Source organism: Thermoanaerobacter sp. X514, from assembly GCF_000019065.1.
GTDB lineage: Bacteria > Bacillota > Thermoanaerobacteria > Thermoanaerobacterales > Thermoanaerobacteraceae > Thermoanaerobacter > Thermoanaerobacter pseudethanolicus.
On record NC_010320.1, the window covers coordinates 2,396,089 to 2,422,518 of the forward strand.

Genomic DNA, 26,430 nt, shown 5'->3' on the forward strand with positions numbered 1-26,430 from the left:
TGAAACTTCATCAAAAATCCCTTAAAACAATAGTCTGATTTCTTTCTGGTCCTACAGATATTATTGCTGCTTTAATGCCTATCAATTCTTCAATTCTTCTTATATATTTTTGAGCATTATAAGGTAAGTCGTCAAAAGTTTTTGCTCCTTGTATATCTTCTTCCCACCCGTCAAATTCTTCATATACAGGTTCACATTGAGCCAAATCCTCAAGACTTGCGGGAAAATCTGTTATTATTCTGCCATTAAATTTATATCCTGTACAAATTTTTATTTTTTTAAGCCCTGTCAGGGTATCAAGTTTTGTCAAAGCAAAATGTGTTATGCCGGATACTCTTACAGAGTATTTAAGAATCACAGCATCTAGCCAGCCACATCTTCTGGCTCTTCCCGTTGTAGTACCGTATTCATGGCCTTTTTCTCTTAAAAATTCACCATTTTCATCAAAAAGCTCTGTAGGAAATGGGCCTTTTCCAACCCTCGTAGTATACGCCTTCACAACTCCCATAACTTCATCAATCATCGTGGGTCCTATGCCAGCCCCCACTGTAACACCGCCTGCTATAGGATGGGAAGCAGTAACATAAGGATAGGTACCCAAATCTAAATCAAGAAGTGTCCCCTGTGCTCCTTCAAATAAAACTTTTTTGCCACTTTTAATTAAATCGTATAAAAGCACTGTTGTATCAGTAACAAAGGGTTTTATTTTTTCAGCATACTCCAAGTATTTTTGGTACATTTCTTCAAAGTCAAATCCTTCTGCTCCATATAGCTCCTTAAAAAGTTTGTTTTTCTTTTCCACATTTCTTCTAAGTTTTTCTTCAAAAACTTTGGGTTTTAGAAGGTCACAAACCCTTATCCCTATTCTTTCTGACTTATCCATGTAACAAGGACCAATTCCTCTTTTTGTTGTCCCTAAGTCGTTTTTCCCTTTTGAAATCTCTTCAAGTTCATCTTGCTTTATGTGATAAGGAAAAACGATATGGGCTCTATCGCTTATCTTTAAATTATCCACGCTAATTCCTTGTTTTTGTAAATTTTCTATTTCCTCAATCAAAGAAGCAGGGTCAACCACTACCCCATTACCTATTATGCAAATTTTTTCGGAGTACAATATTCCAGAAGGAATTAAATGAAGTTTATACTGGACACCTTCTTTTTCAACAGTATGCCCTGCGTTGTTCCCTCCTTGGTATCTTACGACTACATCTGCCTTTTCCGCAAGATAATCAGTAATTTTCCCTTTCCCTTCATCTCCCCATTGGGTACCAACTATAACTAATGTTGACATAATTATTCTCCTTCCTTATTTAACTCTTTCCAATATTTCTCTTGCAACTACAACGCCAGATACAGAGGCTTGTGCCAGTCCCCGTGTAATGCCTGCTCCATCTCCCGCCGCAAATAGATTTTGAATTTGCGTTTCAAATTTGTCAGTAAGCTTTACTCGTGAGGAATAAAACTTTACCTCAACACCGTATAAAAGTGTATGTTTAGAATATACCCCTGGAGATACTTTGTCCAAAGCTTGCAACATCTCAATAATTGACTGCAAAAATCTATAAGGTAACACCAAGCTTAAATCTCCTGGCGTTGCATCTTTTAAAGTTGGTTCCACAAGGCCTCTCTTAATCCTTTCTGGAGTAGAACGCCTTCCCGCTAGTAAGTCCCCTAATCTTTGCACAATCACTCCATCTCCTAACATATTGGCAAGTTCTGCTATATAACGACCATATTCTATGGGTCTATTAAAAGGATGGGTAAATTCTTTGCTAACAAGTATTGCAAAATTTGTATTGTCTGTTTTTATATCTTTGTAGCTATGTCCATTTACTGTTTTAATTCCATTATTATTTTCTATCACAACTTTACCATAAGGATTCATACAAAAAGTCCTTACCCTGTCATCAAAAGACTTAGAATAATATATAAATTTCGATTCGTATATTTCCTTTGTTATATCTTCCATGACAACAGCAGGAATTTCTACTCTCACTCCTATATCAACAGCGTTATTTTTTGTTTCCAATCCGATTCTGTCAGCTTCTCTTTTGAACCATTCAGCACCTTCTCTTCCAGGTACAACAACTATATATTCCCCGTAATATTTTTCTCCTTTTTCTGTAACTACCCCTTTTGCCTTGCCATTTTCTACAATTATCTCAGCAACAGGTGTCTCTGTTTTAATCTCCACCTTTTGCCCAATATAATCTCTCATGTTTTTTATAATGTCAAAGCATTTTTCTGTACCTAAATGTTTTATCACTGCAGGAATCAATTTTAAATCTGCAGCTTGAGCTCTTTTTTCTATTTCTCTGATTTTTTCTCTATCTGTACCGTGAACTTCTGTTGTCCCTCCAAATTTTACGTATATCCTGTCGACATAATTTATAAGGTCGTTAAGCTGCGACTTAGACATGTATTCATCTAAAACCCCACCAAACTCTGATGTCAAAGTCAGTTTCCCATCACTAAATGCCCCTGCGCCCCCTATTCCAGAAGTAATAGCGCAGGGTTTACAATTAGCACACTTTGAGCCATAGACATTAATAGGGCAAATTCTTTTTTGTATATCTTTCCCTTTTTCTAACAGCAATATATTTAATCCATCTTTTTTATCGATTAGTTCTAAGGCAGTGAAAAGTCCCGCAGGACCTCCTCCAATGATAATGACGTCGTACACTCTCATAAAGATAACCCCTTTTACTTAGTATATGAAAAACAAAAGCCCGTAATATATATTACCAGAAAAAAAAGCACAAATCAATTAAAATGCGAATTTTATTTTTAAAATTATATTAAAAGTTCGCCTTTGTCCACAAAAATTTTTATATATTTTGTAAACAATAAAAAATAAAAAGACAGGCTTTTTTAGCTCTGTCTTAATTTCATTTTTATAATGAGACAACAAATTTTGACAATATGTTTTCAAGAGCAGTAACTGACTTTAATAGATTTTCCGAACTTTCCTTTATCTCATTTATAAACTTCATGTGCTCTTCTGTAGATGCGGCAACTTCTTCAGTGGACGCAGCAGTCTCTTCTGACACTGCTGTAATATTTGCTATAGATCCTATTATTTCATCTTTATACCCTGAAAGTTCCATCATCGCATTATTTAACATATGTATATTTTCCGTAATAGTATCTATTGAACTCTTGATCTCATTAAAAGCAGCATATGTAGTTTCCACATGATGTGCTTGGTCCTCCGCAATTTCCTTTACCAAATTTGCTTTTTCAACTGTCTTGTCTGTCTTTTGCTCTATTTCACTTATAATCTTGGCTATTTCACTGGCAGCTTGTCTTGATTGTTCTGCTAAATTTCGAACTTCTTCTGCAACAACTGCAAACCCACGACCTGCCTCACCAGCTCTTGCTGCCTCAATAGCAGCATTTAAGGCAAGCAAATTGGTCTGGTCTGCAATTCCCGTTATCACTTCTATAATCTTTTCAATATGGTGAGAATTTGCTTGCAATTCATTTATCGCACTAACAACTTCATCAATTGACTCTTTTGTAACATCAGTTTTTTCTTTCAAAGAATTTACTGTGTGCATGCCATTTTGACTAAGCTTATCAGCATTTATAGTAGACTCTTCTACGGCTTTGAAAAATTTAGCGGAATTATCAATACTATTCCCAATATTCTGCACCATATCGGCTGCATTAGAAGTATCTTTTGCTTGTTCAGAAGCTCCATTTGCAATCTCTTCCACTGCCTGAGAAATTTGTTCAAAAGTCATATTCCCTTGTTCAATAGACTTAAAAAGAGCATTTGCTGTATCTTTAGTGCTTTGAGCAAAAGTAGAGACGTCTTGTAAAATTGCTCTTACATTTTCCATCGTCCTATTAAAAGTCGTTAGTAATGTACCAATCTCATCTTTTCTCATTAAATCTACCTTAGCTGTAAAATCTCCTTCTTGTGCTTTTTTAAGTTCTTCAATTAATTTTTTAATAGGTCTTGTAATATTTAATGAAATAATTACTGATAAAATTAATGACAAAGCAAAACTAACACTTGCTACTGTAACAAAGACATGCATAACTTTATCGTCAACCGCAAAATAATAAATAGCCCCCACCGGTATGGTCGCTACTATAAGAAATGAAATAGCAAGCCGCCAAAATATGCTTCTCATATGTGTTCCCCCCTTTATAGATTATATTTTCACCCCACCACCCTGCTACTTTACACCTCACCTACCAATCAATTTAAGGATGTATTCAAACAATACTCCTCCAAGGTAAATTCCTATAATGCCAGCTATTCCTGGTAATACATTTGGAGCAGGAAGTGGCAATTTCAAAGATGAAAAAATTAACCCTACAATCATTCCAGTAACTAATGCTAACAATGTTTCTTTCACATTAACACCTCACTTTATTTTTATCGGTATTTTTATTATTTACTTTAACCAATTTTATATTATATCACAATTTTTTGTTATTTGTCAGACGTCTAATCACTTTTTTAGTGAAAATAATATGATATAATAAAAAGGCCTTACCGTTTATTGTAAGGCCTTGGTGCTATCATTCTTTCCCTCTTTGTACTACTGTTGCAGCTTGCTGGAGAGGATCCCACACTGAGTTATATGGAGGTGCATAGGCAAGGTCCAAAGCTTGAAGGTCATCAATAGTCATACCGTGGAAAAGAGCTGTAGCAAGAACATCAATTCTTTTGTCTACACCGCCACCCCCTGCAATCTGACCTCCCAAAAGCTTGCGATTATCTCTATGGAAGTGAAGGCGAAGAGTCAAAACTTCATCTTCCCAAGGATAATAATGGCTTATAGGTCGTGCTTTAATAGAAACAGTCTGATATGGCACACCTAAAGCATCGCATTCCTTTTCACTTAAACCACTTCTAGCTATTGTGCGATCAAAAACTTTTACAATAGCCGTACCGACAATGCCTGCAAATCTTGCATATCCACCCGCCATGTTCACACCGGCAATACGCCCTTGCTTATTAGCCGTAGTACCTAATGGCACATAATCTGGCGCATTTTTTATGCGATGAAAATGAGTAGCGCAATCCCCTGCGGCAAAAATATCTGGAATATTTGTTTGTAGGCGTTCATTTACAAGAATCGCATTTCGAGGGCCTAACTCTATACCAGCTTCTCTGGCAAGCTCACTAACTGGGCGAACTCCTATAGAAATAATGACTAAATCGGCTGGGAAAGAACCATTTTTTGTCACAACTGCCCGTACTCCCTTTTCATCCCCTTCTAAACCTACAACTTCTTCATTTAAGTACACTTCCACGCCGTGTCGCTTAAGAGTATCCTGTACAATTTCAGCAATAGGAGCATCAAAAGTCGGAATAAGCTGAGGAGCTAAATCCAAAACTGTAACTTTAAATCCCCTTGTATGTAATGCTTCAGCTGTTTCTAAACCAATATATCCTCCACCAATGACTACTGCTTTTGTAGGAGTATGCTCTTCAAGCCAAGCTAAAAGCTTTTCTGCATCTCCCATAGTTTTCAATGTGAAAACTCCAGGCAAATCGCGCCCTTCCCAAGGTGGAACAATTGCTGCACTTCCGGTCCCAATAAGGAGAACATCATAGGGAACTATAATCTCTTCTTTTTCTTGCCTACGATATACACGAACTTGTTTGTCTTGTGGCTTAAACTGCAAAACCTCATGATACAACCGCACATCAATATTGTAGCGAGAATGAAAATCCTCAGCAGTACGAGCGATAAGCTTCTTTTTCTCAGCTACTACTCCCCCTACAAAATAAGGAAGTCCACATTGGGCATAGGAAATAACTCCTTCTTTTTCAAAAACAATGATTTCCCCTTCCGGGTCTTGTCTTCTAATTTGTGAGGCAGCACTCATTCCAGCAGCATCGCCGCCCACAATTACATATCGTTTTGCCATGGTTTCCCTCCTTTTATGTACTTATGTCCACATCTTTATTATACTCTCATACCTTATATTTTTTCAAACTCTTTAAAATTGTGAACTATATCGCCAATAAATTGGCAAGCTTAGTGGTCCCGATATAACCATGTTGAAAGTCCCATCGTACGCAACTGGGGTATCCAACCCCACTACTGCTGTGGCAGGTTCCCCTACCCTTTTATTTTAACTATCAAGAATAAGTAGTTGTAAGTAATAACTTATGAGGAGGAATTGAGATGGATTACAGCATAAATTTTATTAATCTTAATCGGCTACTTTCCTAACTCCTCTGTTAATTCAATTATTTCATCTATTACACTGCCAATATACTCAATTGTATCCAATAATGGCTTTTCTGTAGTTATGTCTACACCCGCCATTTTAGCCAGTTCAACTGGTGTCTTAGTTCCACCTGCTTTTAATACCTCTTTCCAGTCCTCCAATGCCTTTTGCCCTTCCTGCAAAAATCTCTTATTTACTTGAGTGGCTATAGTAAGCCCTGCGCTGTAAGTGTAAGGATACAAACCCATGTAATAATGAGGCTGTCTCATCCAAGTAAGCTCTGCTCCTTCATTAATTTTTACTGCGTCTCCCCAGAATTTTTCTAATACCTCTCTTTTTATTTTATTTAAAGTAGGAGCTTGAACAGAGCCACCTTTGTCGATTATTCTGTATACCTCTCTCTGATAGGCTGCTTCTAATAAGTGAGTTACAAAATTATGGTAATAGGTACGAGATATCAAAGTAAAAAGCACCCATCTTCTCATCCTTTTATCTTGTGTATTTTTCATTAGATAATTAGCCATAAGCAATTCGTTCATAGTAGAAGGGGCTTCTATGAAATAGAGAGAAGGCCTTGAATCAAATATATTTTGGTACTGATGAGCTAAATAAAAATGCCCTGCATGCCCTAATTCGTGAGACAGTACAAATACTTCTCTCATTCTATCAGTCCAATTAATCAATATAAAAGGATGAGCTCCATAGGGAGTAGAACAAAAGGCCCCTGTAGATTTGCCTTTGTTTTGAGGAAAATCTATCCACCTTTCCTCGAAGGCCCTTCTTACCATTTCTCTATAATCTTCTCCAAAAACCGATAGTCCTTCTTCTATGTACTTTTTCGCCTCTTCAATCGTTATTTCCGGTTCAAACTCAGGGTCTACCTCTAATTTTAAATCTGCAAAAGTCATTTCCTCTAATCCGTGTATTTTCTGCAAAAGTTTTGCAAACTTTCTCATATGAGGTGCCAAATGTTCCATTATCAAATCAATCTGCCTATCATATAATTCCCTATCTACTTCTTGATGAAATAAAAGGCTGTCAATTACAGAATCAAATTTTCTCAAAGTCGCTATTGTCTTCTCCTTTTGCACTTGTGTCTGGTAAACCGCAGCTATAGTATGCTGATATTCTCTTAATTTTTTAGAAAAAGCCTCAAAAGCCGCTCTCCTAACTTTTGTATCGTTTTCATACTCCCATTTACCTTCAAATAGTGCAAAACTTAAGGGATAATCTTTTCCGTCAACTGTAAAGGTGCCAAAATCCATATCCGCTAATTTTGCCATATTGTAGATATGATAAGGTGCTTCTAAAACACTCGAAAGAGCAGATAAAGTTTTTTCTACTTCTGGAAGAAGAGCATGTTTTTTCTTTCTGATTATTTTTCTGAGGTAATTGGCATTCTCCTTTGATTCTTCTATAGCTTGATTTATTATTTCTTCATCTAATTCTATAATTTCTGATTCTATAAAACTTATCCTGCTTTCAATATCAGAGGCTATGTTTGAAAGTATTGTCCGTCTTTGTAAATTTTCTGTATTAGTCTGGTCAACTGAAACAGCAAGATGTGCATAAGAACCTGCAAGAATCATTAGTTGTGCTAACTTTTTTAGCTTATCCAAGCAGTTGTTAATCATTTGAGGAGCATCAAGCTTTCCTTTAAACTCTTCTTCCAACTCTTTTGCGAGTTTTTGAGCCTCCTCTACTGCCTCCTCATATTCCTTTTCCGTTTTAAAAATTCCCGACAAATCCCACGTCAACCTTACATCTACGTCTTTTCTTTCTAACAATTGCGTACTCAACAAAATTTCCCCCTTCTAATATTTTTTTTACATCTAAACAAATTATAATATTCTTACAAAACTATTGCAATAAAACCTCCTAATCAGGTAACACTCTAAAGTGTTAAGGAGTTTTTACCATATACAGTTTTATTTATTCTTTACTCATGGTAAATAAAACAAATTCAACCCGAATTAATTCGGGTTGTGAGGTGTTAGTAGATGACAATACCTAGAATCGCAGCCATAACTATTATTATGAGCGGATTTATTTTCAACAGGTACAGCCCAACAAAGACCACCGCCGCCACCAGCATATCTTTAATGCCGGTAAAAGAGCTCTTTCCCACGGAATAAGCCGCCTGGACGATAAGGGCGATAACCGCCGGCCTGACTCCCTTAAAAAAGGCATCTAGCCAAGGTAAGTGACGGTACCTAATTATCAAGAGGGCAAGGATGATTATAATCAGGAAAGAGGGGGCCGTAACTCCAATGGTGGCCGCCGCCGATCCCCAGAATCCTCCTACTTTATACCCCACAAAGGTAGCCGCATTTATGGCTATGGGACCGGGGGTCATCTGCGAAATGGCTATTATATCTAGGAATTGGTCCACCGAGAGCCAGTGGTGGATGTCTATAATCTCTTTTTTAATGAGGGGAATCATCGCGTAACCACCGCCGAAGCTGAAGGCTCCCACTTTAAAAAACGCCCAGAAAAGGCTTAAATATATCATTTATCTCCACGCTCCTCCGGATCCCGAAGTCTGTTTTGCAAGAACATTCCGGATATTCCTGATACTAGGATCACTATTATAGGATGAAGGTCAAAAATCAGGAGGGCTGCCAGAGAAAGGACTGCTATTATTACGCCCACAGGAGTTTTAAAAGCGGCTTTGCGAAGGTTAAAAGCAGACGCCAGTATGAGCACCACTATGCCCGGGTATATCCCCTTGAAGGCTTTTTTCACGTAGATGCTGGATTTAATGTCGTCGTAGAACAAAGCTACAAATAGTATTATCAGAAACGACGGAAGTATGGTCCCCAGGACGGCTATGCAGGAGCCCAAAAACCCGTACAGTTTATAGCCTATGTATATGGAAGTATTTATGGCCACTGCCCCCGGGGCCGACTGGGTCACAGCAATTATATCCAAAAATTCCTCTTCCTTTATCCATTTCTGCTTATCCACCATTTCTACCTTCATAAGGGGTATCATGGCAAACCCACCGCCTAGAGTAAAAGCGCCGATTTTAAAAAAAGCCCAAAACATGAGCAAAAGTTCCCTCGGCTCCAGCTTTTTTATTTTCCCATTCAATGGATATCACGTCCCTTTTTATAATTTCTCTTTCAATCAATTATATCACGATTTTTTACCTTACCAGATGGTATACTTAATATAAAAAAGAGTATCAGTATATATCAGTATAAGTGTTAATTATAAAATTTGAAAACCAAGGAAAGTATGAAAAATTAAAATAAAGGGCGGGCATTCAAAAAATACCCACCCTAACTTTTAACAAAAGAAACATGCACTTTATCCCTTCATCACCATTTCCTTTATCTTCATAAGTCTTGTGCGGCTTGAACGTTCGTTTTCGTCCAACTTCATTGTGATGTACTTTATAGTATTTTCAAGCTGCGGTATTAAGACATATTCTAGGGCGTTTACCCTGCGGCGAGTTTTTTCAATCTCATCGGCCATGAGTTGACAAGCCTTTTCAAGCTCAGCCAATTTTAGCATCTTTGGAAGCATGGTCGCCAAAGTACGTATGGCTGCGTCCATTTCCGCTGACGTGTTCGCAAAACCGTAAGGGTAGAGATTTTTACTCTCCTCCTGTAATATCTCTAACTTTGGTACGTTGACGCTCATGATGTTCTCCTTTTTGACGTTTATACTGACCTTAGCAGAGGGAATCATGAGACTCTCTTCAACAACGTTGGCGGACATTTGGCTTCTTGCCATGGTGAAACTTTTAAAAGCACCGATGAGTTCAGCCTCAACCTCCTCCCGCAGAGCTCTATTCTGTTTTACCATGTCCAAAAATTTCTTCACAAGCTCATCCTGCTTGTCTTTCAAAAGCTTGTGGCCACGCTTTGCGGTCACAAGCCTTTTTTTCAAGCTGGTAAGTTCCATTCGGGTAGGATTTACATGTATCATTGTCATTATTCTCCTTTTTCAGGAAGATATTTGTCAATATATTCATCTCTTACTCTTTTAAGCTCGGCTCTCGGCAATATCGTCAATAGATCCCACCCTATCGCCAGAGTCTCCTCAATACTCCTATCCTCGTCTTCTCTCTGGGCCACGTACCTGGCCTCAAACTCATCGGCGAATTTTGCATAAAGCTTATCGGTATCGGAAAGAGCGGCCTCACCCAGGATTACCGCCAGCTCCTTCGCCTGCTTCCCACGTGCATAGGAGGCAAATAGCTGGTTCATAAGGTCAGCATGGTCTTCCCGAGTCTTGCCTTGGCCAATACCTTTATCCTTAAGTCTTGACAGAGACGGAAGCACATCTATCGGCGGATAGATACCCTTCCTGTAGAGATCGCGACTTAAGATTATCTGACCTTCAGTAATATACCCGGTGAGGTCGGGTATCGGGTGGGTCTTGTCGTCTTCAGGCATGGTCAAAATGGGTATCTGAGTAATAGACCCTTTTCTCCCCTTTATTCGGCCTGCCCTCTCGTATATCGTTGCAAGGTCGGTATATAGGTAACCGGGATAGCCTCTTCGACCAGGAACTTCTTTCCTTGCAGCCGACACTTCTCGCAAAGCCTCGCAGTAATTGGTCATATCAGTCATGATAACAAGCACGTGCATCTCTTTTTCGTATGCCAAGAATTCCGCGCAAGTCAACGCCATACGAGGAGTAGCTATACGTTCGATAGCCGGGTCGTTAGCCAGGTTGATAAACAGTACAGTGCGATCTATAGCCCCGGTACGCCTAAAATCTGATATAAAGTAGTCAGCTTCCTCAAATGTTATGCCCATTGCCGCAAATACTACCGCGAACTTACTGTCAGTACCAAGTACCTTAGCCTGTCTTGCTATCTGCGCTGCTAGCTGGGCATGAGGCAGACCTGAACCCGAAAAGATCGGAAGTTTCTGTCCTCTTACCAAAGTATTCAGCCCATCGATGGCAGATATCCCTGTCTGGATGAACTCAGAAGGATAATCTCGGGCCGTCGGATTAATAGGATTACCGTTAATATCCAGCCGCTTTTCTGGTATGATCATTGGTCCTTTGTCCCTTGGACGACCCAAACCATCGAAAACCCTGCCCAACATATCGATAGAAACCCCGAGCTCGATGCTTTTTCCGACAAACCTTACTTTACAGTCGTTTATATTAAGCCCCGTAGAACCTTCAAACAGCTGAACAAGTGCTTTATCCCCGTTGACCTCAAGCACCTGTCCCCTACGGATTTCCCCCGAGCCGGTCTCAATTTCCACCAGCTCATTGTATTTGACACCTTCCACTTTTTCAACCAGCATTAACGGGCCGACAATTTCTCTAACGGTTTTATATTCTCTAAGCATCGGCTGCACCTCCCTCGATGAGGCCTTGCATAGCCTTTTTTATCTCCTTCTCTATTTCGTCGAAAACAGTCAACTTCGACTCTTCAACATATTTAGCACGGGCAATTTTCTCGCGTACTGGGTGCTTCTCTATTTCCGAAAACGGGACACCTTTTTCAAGAGCTTTCTGCGCTTCTTGGTAGAATATCATTATAAGCTTAAGCATTCTGTACTGCTTTTCCATTGACGAGTATGTGTCCACCTCGTGAAAAGCGTTCTGGTGTAAGAAATCTTCCCTGATGGATCTGGCAACTTCTAGCACTAGGCGATCTCTGGTGGAAAGAACGTCGATACCCACTAATCTTACGATTTCCTGGAGGCTTGCCTCTTCCTGTAGTAGCCTCATAGCCTCACTGCGCAGCTCTCCCCAGTCACTGCTCACGTTTTTGTTCATGTAGTCTTCCACAACATCGGAATACAACGAATAGCTCGTCAACCAGTTAATAGCCGGGAAATGGCGCGCATAGGCCAGCTCCGAATCCAGTGCCCAGAACACCTTCACCACGCGAAGGGTTGCTTGAGTAACCGGCTCTGACAGGTCGCCCCCTGGTGGGGATACAGCACCTACTACCGTCAAAGCTCCCTCCCGATTGTCACTGCCCAGGCATATGACTCTGCCAGCTCTCTCATAAAACTCCGCAAGCCTCCTTGCAAGGTATGCTGGATAACCTTCTTCCCCCGGCATTTCTTCAAGCCTTCCGGACATTTCACGCAATGCCTCGGCCCAGCGGGACGTTGAGTCTGCCATCAAAGCCACGCTGTAGCCCATGTCCCTGAAGTATTCGGCGATGGTTATGCCAGTGTATATAGACGCTTCGCGCGCTGCCACAGGCATGTTAGAAGTGTTGGCAATAAGCACTGTTCGTTTCATGAGAGGTTCCTCTGTTTTGGGGTCCTTAAGTTCTGGGAATTCAAGGAGTACGTCGGTCATCTCGTTGCCCCGCTCACCGCAGCCGATATATACCACTATTTCAGCATCGGCCCACTTGGCTAGCTGGTGCTGAACCACAGTTTTGCCGCTACCAAAAGGTCCAGGTATGCACGCCGTACCTCCCTTAGTAACCGGAAAAAGGGTGTCAATGACCCTTTGTCCAGTGGGCATCGGAATTTCGGGGGGCAGCTTCTCTTTGTATGGCCTAGCCTTTCGAACCGGCCATTTCTGCATCATCGTGATTTCCACTATCTGTCCAGAATCGGTTTTTATTCTGGCAATAGGCTCGGTTACTGTATATTCTCCTTCCCTGATGTCTTCGACAATACCTGAAATAGCAGGAGGAACCATTATGCGATGTTCAACTATAACTGTCTCCTGCACTGTGCCGATAATATCGCCACCACTGACCTTGTCGCCAGACTTAACTTTAGGCGTAAATTTCCACTTTTTCTCGCGGTTCAGAGAAGGCACATCTATGCCTCTTGTTATAAAGCTGCCGACTTTTTTTTCTATAACGTCAAGAGGTCTCTGGATTCCGTCAAAAATGCCTTCCAGCATTCCCGGTCCCAGTTCGACGCTGAGGGGTTCCCCTGTGGACACCACAGGGTCCCCAGGGCCCAGTCCAGAAGTTTCTTCGTATACCTGAATTGATACCCTCTCTCCGCGTATTTCAATGATTTCACCTATAAGACCCTGATTACCCACCTTTACCACGTCGAACATCTTGGCTTCAGGAAGTCCCTCAGCTACCACAAGGGGGCCGGAAACTTTGGTTATTATACCCTGGCTCATTCCCTTCCCTCTCTTTCAAAAATGATATCTGCTCCAATAGCTTTTTCCACAGATTTTCTCACGTCATTTATACCGATTCCCAGAGTACCTCGGTTGCTGGGAATCAAAGTAATGATTGGCAAGATTTTATTCCTGAAAAAGTCTATTTTATCCCTTATCTTTTCTGCTAGATGTTCAGTTATGAAGATAACGGCGTAATTCTCCCGAGCTAGTTTCATGAGTGTATCCGATGCTTCTACCTCATCAATGGCCCGGAAAGTATCAATACCCGTTGACTTAAACGAAAGCACTGTATCGTGGTCTCCAATTACTCCTATTTTATACATAGACATCCCTCAGCCTTTCCCTTATCATGTCTTGAGAAATTCCATTAATTTTCCCCACAATTAAAACCCTCAATATTTTGAGTTCGTTCTCTTTGGCCCCAAGATAACCCACAACGGTTTCTAAACCAAAAGGCTTATATAGCCCCCTTCTGAGCATATCAAGTAGGAAATCGTCGGCCAACTTCTCGTAGGCCGCTGGACTACCTGTTGACATCCAGTTTTCCAAGCCTTCTTTAACAACCATAAAATACTTGGAAGATGCCAGTACCTCAATTAGCACTGGCACTGGTTCTTGAAACATTTTCTCGAAAAACTCTGGATCAATACTGCCACCGGGCAGGAGAGATTTCTCCAGGGCCCTTAAATCGGCCTCCATATATTTCAACCTGACCATCGTTTTTATATTTGTGAGATCTACCATCGCGGCCAAATAACTTTTAAGAAAATCGTGGCTTATGTCTTGGACCAAAAGATTGAGTTCTTCATATAAAGCCCTGTCCAGTATGAGGTCCACCTGTTGCGGGTCCAGGGTTTCTTCGTAAACTTCGGCAGCCCTCTCAAAAGCGGCCCGCATCAACTTCGGGAGGGCTACATCCTTCTCTCCTTTATTCAACCTTAAAAGCTCATCGACAGGGACTTCTCCCAAGGTCGAAAGATTTTTCGGCACATCAATGCCGAGTATTCTACTTTTTAAAAGGACTTTTAGATTATGATAGTCGTACTTTAAGGTAAAAAACCTTACGGCCCTATGGTCTTTCAAAGAGCCTTTTATCATCTCCAAAGTTTTTTTCATGCTATTTTCTAAAGCCTTTTCGAAATCATATATATTTTCCAATTCTTCAAAATCTGAAGCATAATCTGTCTCGCTGAGGACCCTGATGACTGCATCCATGTCCTCTACCTCAAGAATCCTCTCGACAATGGCCCTGCTCAACAGCTTGTTTTCCAGAGACCTTATTCTGCCCGATGCATATAAAAAGTCCTGTTCTACAACCATCGCAATCACTCCTCAAAAAGTATTCGGGCCACTTCAGTCTCTAGTTCTTCCCTTTGAACCTTGAGCAGATAATCAAAGGTACAGTTTATCTCGACCGTCGCCGATTTTAATATGAATCCGCCTTTTATGGCTCTTTTTTCTCCCGAAAACCTAATATTGCCTGCTTTCCCTTGCTTTTTCAGGGCTTCGTTAACTCTCTCAAGTAATTCAGGAGTTATCTTTTCCTTATCAGCCTCGGAAACAATAATTTCCTCATTACCGTCAACGGCAGCGGCCAAAATCATGCGGTAAACCAGGTCCCTGTACTTTTCAGACTCTAGATTTAAAAGTTTTTTTTCCGCACTGACGAATGCTTCGTTTATCAAAGCCTGTTTCGCTTCCAAATAGCGCTTTCTCTCTTCCAGTTCGGCAATAGACAGGATTTTCCTCTTTTCCTCTCTGGCCACCTTCTTGGCCTTTTTCTCGGCTTCGGCTTCTAGTTGTACAGCTTGTTTCCTCGCCTTTTCCAGGATTTCAGCTGCTTCTTTTTTTGCTTTTTCGATTATCCGATTTTTTTGCTCTGTGGCCTCTTCAAAAATTTTTTCTTTAATCTTTGCAATACCCTGCATTATAAGCACTCCTTATGCCAGCTTTAAACCAAAAAGCATTAATATCGAAGCGAGCAGTGCCAGCACCGCGTAAGTTTCAACCATAGCAGCATAGGTTATACCTTTAGCCAGTTCTTCAGGTCTTTTTGCAACTATTCCTACCCCAGCAGCCGCAGCTCTAGCCTGAGAGATAGCTGAAAGCAATCCTACTATAGCTATAGGAAGGCAGGCCGCAAAAACTAACAGTCCCTGATAGGTAGTAAGAGGCAACAAATTTCCTCCCAAGATTCCTATCCTTTGCATTACCACAAAACCGGTGAGCAAACCATAAATTCCTTGGGTTCCAGGTAATGCCTGTAATATGAGGGTCTGGCTAAATTTACTGGGGTCTTCGGTAACTACTCCCGCAGCAGCTTCACCTACCATACCGACTCCTTTGGCTGAACCAATCCCTGGCAGAAAAACCGCCATAGCTGCTCCTAACAATGCAAAAACTTGACCAAGTGTGATATCCATATAAACTCCTCCTTCAAAAGTTTGATTTTTTAAATTAATTTTACCTATCTTCCAAATCCACATATTTTGTTTCTATTCTCAGGGGTTGGAAGGGTTTGCCTCCGCCCTCGTAGAACTTACCGAAAAATTCAATATACTGCAGTCGACTACTATGGACATAAGCACCTAAGGCATTTACTGCCACGTTGAAAAGGTGACCTCCTATCAACACCAGCAGCATCGCAATATATCCGAATATATTTACTCCTAACATTCTCGCCATGGTATTGATAACGGTGGCTATAACGCCTGTTGCAAGGCCCAACGCCAGCAGACGAGAGTAAGAGAGCACGTCACTTAAATAACTAGTAACATTGTAGAGGCTTAAAAGTCCCGACGTAAACTTTTTTAAAATGTTCTTTTGGGACCTCCCCTGCGTCAGCACAAGACCCACAGCACCAGCAATAGCCATATATTTTGCTATTCCTGCAAAATTCGGAAAAGCCATCATCACAAGTCCCGTCAGCAACACCAGCCACAGTCCTTCATCCATAAAGGCATCGACAATCTTCCCTTTTCTTATATTTTTATAGGCACTTAGAATTATACCTGTATATATCTGTATCAGCCCTAATCCAAAACTCAAAAACAAAACAGCCAACGGATTGTCAAGGGGATTCAACCAAAGCGGTTTAACCTTAATAAGGTCACCAAACCAGCTGCCAAAAATCATCCCCCAGATAAAAGTTGATATTCCTCCCAGGAACAAAAGTTCAACTAGTTTTTTACCCATCCCCTTTAGTTTGAGCTTCCAGAGGGCAAGTCCTGATAGCAAGGATAATACCAGTCCGTAAGCGGCGTCACTGACCATCATACCAAAAAATACAAAATAGAAAGGTGCCATAAACACGTTGGGATCTATTTCCCTGGGATTGGGAAGACTGTAGAGCTCGGTTATTATCTCAAAAGGCTGTACTAACCTCGGGTTTGACAAAACCACTGGTATGTCGTCCTCTTCTGACGGTTCTGTAAAAATTATGTGAGCAGCACTGGTGACGGAGGTGATCGCCTCTTTTACAGCTCCCACCGAAGGCTCGGGAACCCAGGCTTTCATCAGGAAGACTTTTTCAGTACCTGCCATTTTCATGAAGTTCTCTTTTTTCTGTCTTTCCACAAACCAGTAATCGTAAAGAGCCTTTATGTCTAGTAGCCGATTCACTAGCGTAGAGATTTCTGCCTTTATTCTTTGCCTTTCGGTTTCGATGGCTTTTAACCTTTCCTGAAGCTCGGCAAGTATCTTCGCCGGAGTCCCTGTAAATCCCTCAAATCTCTCTGTATCAACGGAAAATTCCTTAAATACTTCTTGAATATCCGATTTTGCCGAAACGTGATAGACTATTAATAAAAAGCCCTCTTCCCGACCTTCCTCTACCGGGATTATCTCCACGGCTAGTTCTTTTTCAGCCATTTTATCCCTGAATGCTTTAAAATTCTTTTTTGAAACTACCACAGCTCGTGCTTCCACACTACCGGTTTCACCTAGTTCCTCTACAGGGATATCCAATCGCTCCCAAGGTTTAATTAATTCAACCTGGTTTCTTATTCTGGATTCTTCCGTTTTGAGCCTAGAAAGTTTCTGGTCAAGGCCAGAAAGTGAGTCTATTAGATCAAAAACTTCCCTCTCCCGATTAAGGAGATCTTGCAATTTCTCCCTGCTTATCTTGGGTCTACCGTAGATTAATGGATTTAACTCCTTGCCATAAGGTTTCAAAAAATCAATAGCATATTTTAGTCTACTAAGCTTTAATTCGAGCTTCGATAGCTCGTTACCCACTTGCTCTGGAAATTTATGTTCTGTAATGTCTATATCAATATCTTCTTCTTTCAAATCTGCAATTTCAGCTGCTCCCAATTTCTGCAGGACACCAACTATTTTGTCCCGCTCCTCGTTCAGACCAAAGAGATACATTTTTTTCATCTTAACTATTGCCATGGAAAGTCACTATCCTCTCCACAATTAAGTCTACAGCTTTTTGGATACGGCCTTCCGCCTTTTCACGAAGTTTTTTAATTTCGTTTTCATACTGTTCCTTTAAAGCCATCGATTCTTTTTGCGCTTCTTTTTTTGCATCTTCTATAATATTTTTAGCAATTTCTTCCCCTTTTTTGCGAGTTTGAGAAATCAATTCCTCGGCTTCGCGGTTAGCTTCAGCAAATATAGACCTTGCTTCTCGTTCGGCTTCCTCTACCATTGCCCTGGCGCTATTTTCTGCATTTTTGATATCCTCCAGGATTTCTTTCACCCATCCGTCACCTCCACGGTAAGAAAAAATTTTCTTTACAAGAATGCAAGCAATGTTAAATCCTATTTGCGTTAAAAGTGTAATATATTGCTTTAATATTATGCCTTTACACATACGTATTATACAATATTGATAAAAAAAAGTCAAAACAATGAATAAATAAGCAAAAATAAAACGATAATTTCACAACTTAGTGGATATAACATAGTAAATAAAAAAGCAGGGAAATATAATCCCCGCTCAAATTATTCTTTTGGCAGCACCTGGTTTAATATTATGCCGATAATAGCAGCCAGACCTACACCTCCCAACTGAATGCCACCCCACAGGTTCACTACAGCACCACCTATGCCAAAGACTAGAATAGCGCTAGATATTATAAGGTTTCTTGACTTTTTGAAATCTACGGCGTTCTCCACAACGGTCCTGATGCCGATGCTGGCTATCATGCCAAACAGGATTATAGATATGCCGCCTATGACTGGCTCTGGCACTGTCCTTATTAGGGCAGTAAGTTTCTGACAGGTAGAAAGTATCATAGCCATGACTGCTGCCACCCTCATCACCTCGGGTTTCCAGACTCCAGTCAACGCTAAAACGCCAGTGTTTTCAGAATAGGTGGTGTTGGCCGGGCCTCCAAATAGACCCGCCAAGGATGTGGCTATACCATCGCCTATTAGAGTCCTATGAAGGCCTGGGTCTTTTACAAAGTCCTTCTGCACCGTAGCTCCCACAGCAAGCACATCGCCCACGTGTTCCACTATAGTAGCCACCGCCACAGGCGCAATAAGGCCAATGGCCGCCGGGTTGAATTCGGGTTTGGTAAAGGCCGGCACGGCAAACAACGCCGCCTCCTGCACAGGTTTCAAGTCCACGATTCCGAAAATCAAACTCACCCCATAACCTACAATTAATCCCACGAGCACCGGTACCAGTTTGAAAAATCCCCTGCCATACATGCTGACAAGTATTACCGTAGTAAGCACTATCAAGGCAACCATCCAGTTTTGAGAGGCGCTTTTGATTGCTACCGGTGCCAGGTTGAGACCTATGACCATTATTATCGGACCGGTCACCACCGGTGGCAGAAGGTTTTCCATGAATTCGCGCCCCAGAAAGTAAACCAGCACCGCCATCAACCCGTAAAGCAAGCCGGCCACAATGATGCCCCCCTGGGCCGCCGGAACTCCCCACTGTTTTACCACTAGTGCCACTGGTGCAATGAAAGCAAAGGAAGAACCTAGAAAAATGGGAACTTTTCTTTTTGTAACCAAGTGAAACCAGAGAGTCCCAATCCCCGCAGTAAAAAGAGCTACTCCCACATCAAGCCCGGTAAGCAGTGGCACCAATACTGTGGCACCGAACATCGTAAAAGTATGTTGTAATCCTAGAATAAGAAGCTGTAGCAGAGAAATTTTGTCTCCCTCCTTTATCGGACCTGACAATTCTTTTGTACCTACAGTAAGTACTTTCATAATTTTCCTCCTCTCAAAAATTAAGCCTCTGCTGTGAGTAGCAGAGGCTTTTCCTCATCAAAAAAGCCTTTCCCATCAGGCGGAGAAAGGCTTTCTCTCTTCTTTACGTAAATCCCTCTTCGCCTTACTAGCCTCACAGGACCAGTTTAAAGGCCAACTTTATTCACTTTCGCTTCTTTTAGTATATTATCATGAACAAGGAAAGTTGTCAATGGCCTCTTAATCAAACACTTTTGATAAATTTTCTAAATCCTCTTCAATTATTTTCAAAGCAAAAGGAACAGGTCCTATATTCATATAAGCAATATTACCTACTTCCTTCCAGTTACTTTGTGTTTCTATAAATCTCCTAAGAAAACCATCGCCAACATTAAACCAACTCTTATAAAAAATGTTGGTCACTAGTCTTATATTTAAAAAGACCTTCCCTTCTTTTTCATATTGATCAAGTTTTTTATCAATCTCCTCAAATTCTTTTACGCTATCATTCCAGCTTCTAATTATATTTTCTACAGAAACATCATTAGCTTTTAAGTCTCCATAATGTATTATATCTGGGTATTCCATCCAATTTTTTGAAAGTGTCGCAAATATATAGGCAAGTTGGTATTTAATAAGAGCCAATGAATAAAAATTATTTTTTTCTAATTTTTTTGCAGTGTTATAATTTCCTACAGAATATTTATAAAGTTCTTCACCCCATGACTTGCTTTTTATTTTGGCCGATATAGCTTCTACTACTTTTCCTGCTCTTTCTCTGTATAAGTCCAAAATTTCTCTTTTATCTTCTTCAGAATGTTGTCCTATCTTTATGGTATCAATAATTATCTGACTGCATTCAATTTGATTTTTTGCCATTTGAAGAACCGAAAGCGTTGAACCTAAAGCTCTAGCCCTTTGTACTTGTGTCTTTTCATCTGTACCACTTTCTCGACTTAATTTTACATATTCTGATAAAAGTTGTTCTACCTGTTTAAACAAATTAGTTCTAACATCTTCAATAGTATTTTCTACATACGATAGATTGAGCCAGCTCTCAAAATTTATTTTGTTATTATTTTCATACTCTAATGTTTTTTGAGACAACTTTTCTACTTCATATGTGAGTGTCTTGTAAATATCCAAAGCCTCACCATATAGGCTAGGTAAGTCATTGTCCGACAAACTAAATGGCAAGACATAATACCCATCAACCAACACTTCTTTTGCATACTCCCAAGTTTCAATCCAGTTATCATTTTCTTCTGCAGCATCCTTCATTTTCTGCGCAACTAGCTCTAAATTTTTATTTTGATCGGTTAAATAAAGAAGTTTTTTATCATTACCCACTCTTTTAAGAAGATTCAATGCTTGTAGATAATCTTTTTTTGCTTTTTGTATCATATCGCTATTGTTTTCAGCCATAACTACTTTATTAATAAAATCAAATTTTGGAGGATTATTGCCTATTTTCGTTTTTATACTGTTTGCAATTTCTGGCTCATCATTATTTTTGTGAATATTACAACTTGGCAGTATTAATATTAAAATAAAAAAAATGCTTATAAGAGAAAAATATCTCTTATAAGGGTTCTGAAAATTCTTTGCCATAAATTTCATCTCCCGGTTACTGTTTTTTATTGACCAATTTTAAAATCTCCTACAAGCCATATATTTATATCCCCTTCTTTTATCCATGATATACTCATAGTCCTTATCTCATCAGACTTTTGAGCATTAAGTTCTTTTGCATATTGAGTAAGAGGTATATGCTTGATATTTTCTTGCTTATACAAACCTCTAGGACCATTAATAAGTATATTTTCTATTTCCGTATTTGGCAATTTTATTGAATTTATATTTTCTTTTATAGAGTTAGTAGTATAATAAGAATATGGTGTTGAAACTAAAAGGCCGGCTTCTGCTTTTGCATAAACATCTATCCAATAATCGCCATTAGGTACTTGTCCATTTACTTTATCAATATATATTAAGTAATCGCAACCCTGAAGTTTAGGATCACTATTATATCTAAATGTTACACCCATTAAATCCGAATCTCTGGTAATAGTAATTCCAGTATCTTTCTTTACAAGCCCCCATGGTGAGGGTAATGGTAATTTGAGAACGTCTGTAGCATAATTCCATAAAATATCAAGCGCATAATCAACAATTGGAGGAATGGAAGCATCTTGGGAATTATCATAACCAAAAGGGTCACTGTATCTTATAGTGCTTGGATTTGTATGATAGTCAGGAACTTCGGTTCTTATTTGGTGATATCTAGAACTGGGCATAAAAGTTGTTCCCCATGATTGTCTATAACTATCGTATGTTAAAGTAAAGGTATGAGCGCGTCTAACCATCTCGGTTCCAACAGCATAATTTCTTGAATCGCCAACACTATCCGCCGCACTTTCTACTATAAGCCAATCATCTGGGTTTTGCCAATCTGAATATACTTTTTGGTATCCTTTGTCTAATTCTACATAAGCGAACGTTGTAGAGAAGGTAAAAAACAGTGTAAATACCAGAACAACTGAAATAATTCTAAACACTTTACTATTCACCATCACTCTTCTCCCCCCTCTATTCGTTTAAATTTTTTAAAACTTTATCCAGGGGAACTAAGCTTTAAGCAACGATTTCTCTTCATATGACAATTCCCTTTCGGTATTTTCGAAATGATCAAGTTTTTTTATTTCAGAAACCAAAAACTTGGACTTAGTTCAATTAGGCTTTTGCAATCATATTTTCCACTAAATTCAAGTTGCTTACTAATATTTTCTCAAATAATAACCTTTAATGCTAATACAACATCTCCTCTGTAATCTCTAATTCTATCTATTTTATTATCTGTGCCCTAAAAATTAAATTTCAGTGTAAGCTTATGTCACCCCCTTAGAATTACATAATGTAAGTCTATCGCATCCTCTTCTCCTAATGGTACTACCTTTCTATCTCCTATTCTTTTTCATTCCATCCTCACTTCCCTTATTTCACTCAACTTATATGTTGCCATAATAAACCCAAGGCTAAGTAATGGATGCTAGTTAGGCTTTACCAGGGCCGAAATTTTATAATTATTTTTTGAATCGCTCAAGCAAAAGCTTAAGAAGCACTGATATAATCATAACCTCCATTTACTATTACAAAATCCGCATAAAATTCTGCAGCCACAAGCATACCCACATCGCTTACTTTAACATGTGTATAACTGCAATACCCCGTCCCACATCTTACTGTTCCAGTTCCAGGATCTACTACTAAAGGACTAATATCATTTACTCGTGTAAAAGTTTCTACCTTAGCTTTTGATTGCATTTCTGGTTAAATCATCCTCTCCCCAGGTACTATCTTATCACTACTTACCATGTTAAAGTACTATGAGGGCATCAAAATAATAAACACCAAAAAATTATTATTTAGGTTGCTTTTTTATCCTCCCCTCCCTTTACATATTTCTTCCTTAATTATATAATACATGGTAAAAAAATTCAAGCCGATTTGAATCGGCACGGGGTGTTAAAAATAATCAAAGCTGTATTACTCTTCTATCTCCACATATCCATCCTTTATTCTGAATATCCTGTCACATCTTTTTGCAATAGCTTCATTATGTGTTACAATCAATAAAGTTTTACCCTTATCTACCAAACTTTCCAAAATGTCCACGATTTTTTCCCCGTTTTCTGCATCTAACGAACCTGTCGGTTCATCTGCAAGTATTACCTCAGGGTCATTTATTATAGCTCTTGCTATTGCCACCCTTTGCCTTTCTCCTCCTGATAAGTTCCTGACCTTTTCGTTTATTTTAACTTCCAAACCCACTTTTTCCAAAACTTTTTCAACCATTTTTCTTTTCTCTGATTTTGTCTTCTTTGTCAAAGAGTACAAAAGAGGTATTTCTATATTTTGAAATACTGTATCTTCTTCTACTAAGAGAAATTCCTGGAATACATACCCAAAAAATTTATTTCTTAGTTTTGCCCTCTCTTTTTCCTTTAAACTTGATGCTCTTTTCCCAGCTAAGTAAACCTCCCCTTCTGTTACAGGAAGTAATAATCCTATTATATTAAGAAGTGTTGTTTTGCCAGAGCCTGAAGGTCCTACTATAGCAATCTTTTCTCCCTCATTTATTTCTAAGTTTACTCCCTTTAAAACCAGATTCTTTTTCTTTCCACTTATGTATTCTTTTTTTACATTTTCTATTTTTATAAGCATATTTAATTGTCCCTCCTAAAAAATGCTGTCAAATCCTTTTTGTTCAATCTCCCAACAGACAAAATGGATACAAATAATATTGTTATAAAATAAAACGTAAAGACAAACCACCATACCCACTTAGTGCTTGGCAATAAAAGGATATTAGGTATAGCTAAAAACATAGCTAATGGCAAAATGACAACCAAAACCACAAAAATAGTTATGCGCAAATACAAATCTTTTTTAGTAGCTCCGTATATTTGATGAACAACATATTCTGTAAAGTTGCGATCTATCATTATATAAAGGAAAGAAACCAATCCAACTATTATGAATATCCCCATGCTTATAAGAAAGCTTGAAAAAAATATAAAATTTATGAAATCCTCATTATAGCCCTTTTCAACTATATTTCTCAAATTTAATTTTTCAGGAATTAAAGTAATTTTTTTGGTCTTATTTGCCATTTCTACAATTTTATCAATCTCGCCTTCCTCCGATTTTGTAATATGAATATTTTGTATTAACTCAAGAAACCCTCCTACTTGGTACAATGTTGCTACTTCTCTTGATGAAGTCAAAACAAGCACTTTGTCGTCTAAACTTCTATATCTGCCTTTATTTACATAACCCTCTCCCTTTTCTAATCTGCCATCAACCTTGTACGTTTGCCTATTAAAAATTCCCAATTTAATTTCATCTCCAATCTCGAGGCTTTTTACATCAGACCCTATAAAAACGTATGAGGGTTTTTCTGTATCTTTGTATTTATCAATTCCAAAAATTTTATCAAAATTCCCCACCCCTATAACTATTTTTGCATCGGGATGTTCTTGTGAAAATTCTACAGTACCTGCATTTTCCATTACGGAGTACGCATTACCACTCCTATCAAAGAAATTTTCAAAAAAATAATATATCTCCTTGTCAATAAAAGGAGGTTCCCAGTTGTTTAAGTAATCTTTAAAAAAGATTATATTGTTATTTTTTATAATCTTTAGCATCTTGCTGTAGTGACTTAACTGTACAGACTGCTCTAAAATTATAATTGTAAAAAACAAAAAAATTGTCATTTGGAAAATAAATAAAAGAATTTTCCACTTGTTTTTCCTAACATCTTTAAAAGCCAATTTAAATTGCGTAATCATATACTCCATCCTTTCGGTTTAACCTGTAGCCAACAGTTAAAAAAGCCAAAAACCATATTGCATATCCCAATAAGACATTTGCCAATACGACAATTGATAGTGTTTTGATCGAAACATCATAAACAGTACTGGCAAAAAATAGTTTGTAAAAAATTGCAACTAGCACAGAGCTTAAAAATAAGTACTTCAATATTTCTCTTGTATACCTTGCCAAAAGCTTTACATTTGTTGCTCCAAATATTGAATGTATAATCATAACTTTTTTCTGATTACGTAAAAGTATATAATAGAAAAAATACAAATTTACGCATACGAAAATAAAGGCTATAAACACAGGCAAATAAATTTTAGAAAGCAGCATTGAAGAGATAATATTTTTAAGATTGCCCCTGTAAAACCCTTTATCAGTAATGTCATATAAATACCCGTATTTTTGCAGCATTTTTTGAATATCACTAACAATTTGATTTACTTCTTCTTTTGAATTAGAATCAAAATAATAAAACCCAAAAATATTATTAGCCTTGCTAAAATAGTTGTATATATACTCATGAGTTTTGTCATACAGGGGATGTCTTGAGTCGTATACTCCTAATATGTTTAGTTTTTTGCCTTCTATCATGTCCTCAATATAATTTCTACCTAATCTTTTTACATTGTAATCATAAGAATAAGAATCTTCTTTTATGATTATGTCTTTAACAGACACAGCAGAAAACATGTCCCCTTCTTTTAATAAGTTTGATTTGTAAAAGTTTATTGGATCATATAAACCAAGTCCAACATCCTCTATGTCCCAATATACCATTACGATATTTTTATTTTTAACAATTTTATACATTTCCTCTTTGACTTTATGGGCTATTTCAACGTCTAAGGCCAGTTGAGGGTCAAAAGGAGGAGAAATTTGAAGTTCGACAAAATTCTCACTAAGCCCCAAAGGATTTTTTAAAGTCGTATCTGCTCTGAAATATGTAAACAAAGAAAAAATGATAAATGCTACAGAAAAAATAAAAGTCAGTGTGAAAAGTATAAATTTGTTTTTCATTTTTTAATTCTCCTCTCATTATATGAACTACAACATATACAATGTTGTCTTCTCCGAACCGGAAAGCCCTATAAAAAGCCCCCCTTTTAAAACACTCTTATCTGCCAAGTGTAATAAACAAGTGGTTTGTCTTATTTACCAATTTTTATTTCAAAAACTTCCACCATTGGTGTAGATATAGTAAATGGTAAAATTCCGCTACCATATGGTACAGAGTCAAATCCATATTCAAACCGTACTTTTTCAGCAAAGGGATTTAAGGTATCATAAAAAGTAATCTCTTTACTGACGAGTTCCCCATTTAGTGACCAGTCAGTATAACATCTACCAGTATCTTTATCTGTATTAGGAATATAATACCTTATATAGCCTCGTAGTCTACTCCAACCATTATCATTATAAGCAGAGCTCAACTGAATGTAACCAACGTATTTGTATTGATAGTACTCCGTAGACTTAACTAGATTTGGACCTGACTGATATACAATGGTAGTAATTGCCGCATATGCAGAAGTAGTAAAAGTAACTATCAAAAGAATTACAAATAGGCTTATTATTTTCTTGTTCATCACATTCATC

The 26,430-nt window shown here is 38.6% G+C and carries 25 protein-coding genes; all 25 read right to left on the reverse strand.

Going from position 1 to position 26,430, the window contains the following annotated elements; genetic code table 11:
* Positions 1 to 10: 10 nt before the first annotated feature.
* The gene (locus tag TETH514_RS11820; protein ID WP_009052093.1) at positions 11 to 1,291 is read right to left on the reverse strand and encodes an adenylosuccinate synthase; all 1,281 of its coding nucleotides are present in this window, start codon (positions 1,289 to 1,291) and stop codon (positions 11 to 13) included.
* Positions 1,292 to 1,306: 15 nt separating this feature from the next.
* The gene (locus TETH514_RS11825) at positions 1,307 to 2,689 is read right to left on the reverse strand and encodes an NAD(P)/FAD-dependent oxidoreductase (RefSeq protein WP_009052092.1); all 1,383 of its coding nucleotides are present in this window, start codon (positions 2,687 to 2,689) and stop codon (positions 1,307 to 1,309) included.
* A gap of 205 nt (positions 2,690 to 2,894) precedes the next feature.
* Positions 2,895 to 4,142 carry a methyl-accepting chemotaxis protein gene (locus TETH514_RS11830; RefSeq protein ID WP_009052091.1) on the reverse strand — a complete coding sequence of 416 codons (1,248 nt, stop codon included), beginning with the start codon at positions 4,140 to 4,142 and terminating at the stop codon, positions 2,895 to 2,897.
* A 57-nt stretch (positions 4,143 to 4,199) separates the two neighbouring features.
* Positions 4,200 to 4,370: a XapX domain-containing protein gene (locus tag TETH514_RS11835; RefSeq protein ID WP_003871185.1), complete on the reverse strand. Its 171-nt coding sequence runs from the start codon at positions 4,368 to 4,370 to the stop codon at positions 4,200 to 4,202.
* Between the two features lie 166 nt (positions 4,371 to 4,536).
* The gene (locus TETH514_RS11840; protein ID WP_009052090.1) at positions 4,537 to 5,895 is read right to left on the reverse strand and encodes an FAD-dependent oxidoreductase; all 1,359 of its coding nucleotides are present in this window, start codon (positions 5,893 to 5,895) and stop codon (positions 4,537 to 4,539) included.
* Between the two features lie 296 nt (positions 5,896 to 6,191).
* Entirely contained in the window at positions 6,192 to 8,000 is a 1,809-nt protein-coding gene (gene pepF, locus TETH514_RS11845) for an oligoendopeptidase F (RefSeq protein WP_009052089.1), read from the reverse strand.
* Between the two features lie 194 nt (positions 8,001 to 8,194).
* Positions 8,195 to 8,713: a chromate transporter gene (locus tag TETH514_RS11850; protein ID WP_003867841.1), complete on the reverse strand. Its 519-nt coding sequence runs from the start codon at positions 8,711 to 8,713 to the stop codon at positions 8,195 to 8,197.
* Positions 8,710 to 9,249 (reverse strand): chromate transporter, encoded by a 540-nt coding sequence (locus tag TETH514_RS11855; protein WP_012268795.1) that lies wholly within the window; start codon positions 9,247 to 9,249, stop codon positions 8,710 to 8,712. Before TETH514_RS11855 ends, TETH514_RS11850 begins: the two co-directional genes overlap by 4 nt.
* Before the next feature lie 264 nt (positions 9,250 to 9,513).
* Positions 9,514 to 10,143 (reverse strand): V-type ATP synthase subunit D, encoded by a 630-nt coding sequence (locus TETH514_RS11860; protein ID WP_012268796.1) that lies wholly within the window; start codon positions 10,141 to 10,143, stop codon positions 9,514 to 9,516.
* The gene (locus TETH514_RS11865) at positions 10,143 to 11,522 is read right to left on the reverse strand and encodes a V-type ATP synthase subunit B (RefSeq protein WP_009052086.1); all 1,380 of its coding nucleotides are present in this window, start codon (positions 11,520 to 11,522) and stop codon (positions 10,143 to 10,145) included. The genes TETH514_RS11860 and TETH514_RS11865 overlap by 1 nt, the downstream gene beginning before the upstream one ends.
* Entirely contained in the window at positions 11,515 to 13,287 is a 1,773-nt protein-coding gene (locus TETH514_RS11870; RefSeq protein ID WP_009052085.1) for an ATP synthase subunit A, read from the reverse strand. The genes TETH514_RS11865 and TETH514_RS11870 overlap by 8 nt, the downstream gene beginning before the upstream one ends.
* On the reverse strand, positions 13,284 to 13,613 hold the full coding sequence (locus TETH514_RS11875) for a V-type ATP synthase subunit F (RefSeq protein WP_003867836.1): 330 nt from the start codon (positions 13,611 to 13,613) through the stop codon (positions 13,284 to 13,286). Before TETH514_RS11875 ends, TETH514_RS11870 begins: the two co-directional genes overlap by 4 nt.
* Positions 13,606 to 14,610: a V-type ATP synthase subunit C gene (locus TETH514_RS11880; RefSeq protein ID WP_009052084.1), complete on the reverse strand. Its 1,005-nt coding sequence runs from the start codon at positions 14,608 to 14,610 to the stop codon at positions 13,606 to 13,608. The genes TETH514_RS11875 and TETH514_RS11880 overlap by 8 nt, the downstream gene beginning before the upstream one ends.
* Before the next feature lie 5 nt (positions 14,611 to 14,615).
* Positions 14,616 to 15,218 (reverse strand): V-type ATP synthase subunit E, encoded by a 603-nt coding sequence (locus TETH514_RS11885; protein WP_009052083.1) that lies wholly within the window; start codon positions 15,216 to 15,218, stop codon positions 14,616 to 14,618.
* 12 nt (positions 15,219 to 15,230) lie between these two features.
* Positions 15,231 to 15,713 carry a V-type ATP synthase subunit K gene (locus TETH514_RS11890; RefSeq protein ID WP_003867833.1) on the reverse strand — a complete coding sequence of 161 codons (483 nt, stop codon included), beginning with the start codon at positions 15,711 to 15,713 and terminating at the stop codon, positions 15,231 to 15,233.
* Positions 15,714 to 15,753: 40 nt separating this feature from the next.
* A complete protein-coding gene (locus tag TETH514_RS11895; RefSeq protein WP_009052082.1) occupies positions 15,754 to 17,685 on the reverse strand; it encodes a V-type ATP synthase subunit I in 1,932 nt (643 codons plus the stop codon).
* A complete protein-coding gene (locus tag TETH514_RS11900) occupies positions 17,672 to 17,995 on the reverse strand; it encodes a hypothetical protein (protein WP_003867831.1) in 324 nt (107 codons plus the stop codon). Before TETH514_RS11900 ends, TETH514_RS11895 begins: the two co-directional genes overlap by 14 nt.
* A gap of 245 nt (positions 17,996 to 18,240) precedes the next feature.
* Complete coding sequence (locus TETH514_RS11905; protein WP_009052081.1) at positions 18,241 to 19,470, reverse strand: uracil-xanthine permease family protein; 1,230 nt, start codon at positions 19,468 to 19,470, stop codon at positions 18,241 to 18,243.
* Between the two features lie 219 nt (positions 19,471 to 19,689).
* Positions 19,690 to 21,060: a hypothetical protein gene (locus TETH514_RS11910; protein WP_009052080.1), complete on the reverse strand. Its 1,371-nt coding sequence runs from the start codon at positions 21,058 to 21,060 to the stop codon at positions 19,690 to 19,692.
* 26 nt (positions 21,061 to 21,086) lie between these two features.
* Positions 21,087 to 22,022: a hypothetical protein gene (locus TETH514_RS11915; protein WP_009052079.1), complete on the reverse strand. Its 936-nt coding sequence runs from the start codon at positions 22,020 to 22,022 to the stop codon at positions 21,087 to 21,089.
* Between the two features lie 538 nt (positions 22,023 to 22,560).
* Entirely contained in the window at positions 22,561 to 22,773 is a 213-nt protein-coding gene (locus TETH514_RS11920) for a hypothetical protein (protein ID WP_009052078.1), read from the reverse strand.
* A gap of 222 nt (positions 22,774 to 22,995) precedes the next feature.
* Positions 22,996 to 23,673, reverse strand: a complete 678-nt coding sequence (locus TETH514_RS11925) for an ABC transporter ATP-binding protein (protein ID WP_009052077.1) — start codon at positions 23,671 to 23,673, stop codon at positions 22,996 to 22,998.
* A gap of 2 nt (positions 23,674 to 23,675) precedes the next feature.
* Positions 23,676 to 24,803 (reverse strand): hypothetical protein, encoded by a 1,128-nt coding sequence (locus TETH514_RS11930; RefSeq protein WP_009052076.1) that lies wholly within the window; start codon positions 24,801 to 24,803, stop codon positions 23,676 to 23,678.
* Positions 24,787 to 25,851 carry a hypothetical protein gene (locus TETH514_RS11935; protein WP_009052075.1) on the reverse strand — a complete coding sequence of 355 codons (1,065 nt, stop codon included), beginning with the start codon at positions 25,849 to 25,851 and terminating at the stop codon, positions 24,787 to 24,789. The genes TETH514_RS11930 and TETH514_RS11935 overlap by 17 nt, the downstream gene beginning before the upstream one ends.
* A gap of 131 nt (positions 25,852 to 25,982) precedes the next feature.
* A complete protein-coding gene (locus TETH514_RS11940; protein WP_009052074.1) occupies positions 25,983 to 26,420 on the reverse strand; it encodes a hypothetical protein in 438 nt (145 codons plus the stop codon).
* Positions 26,421 to 26,430: the final 10 nt, after the last annotated feature.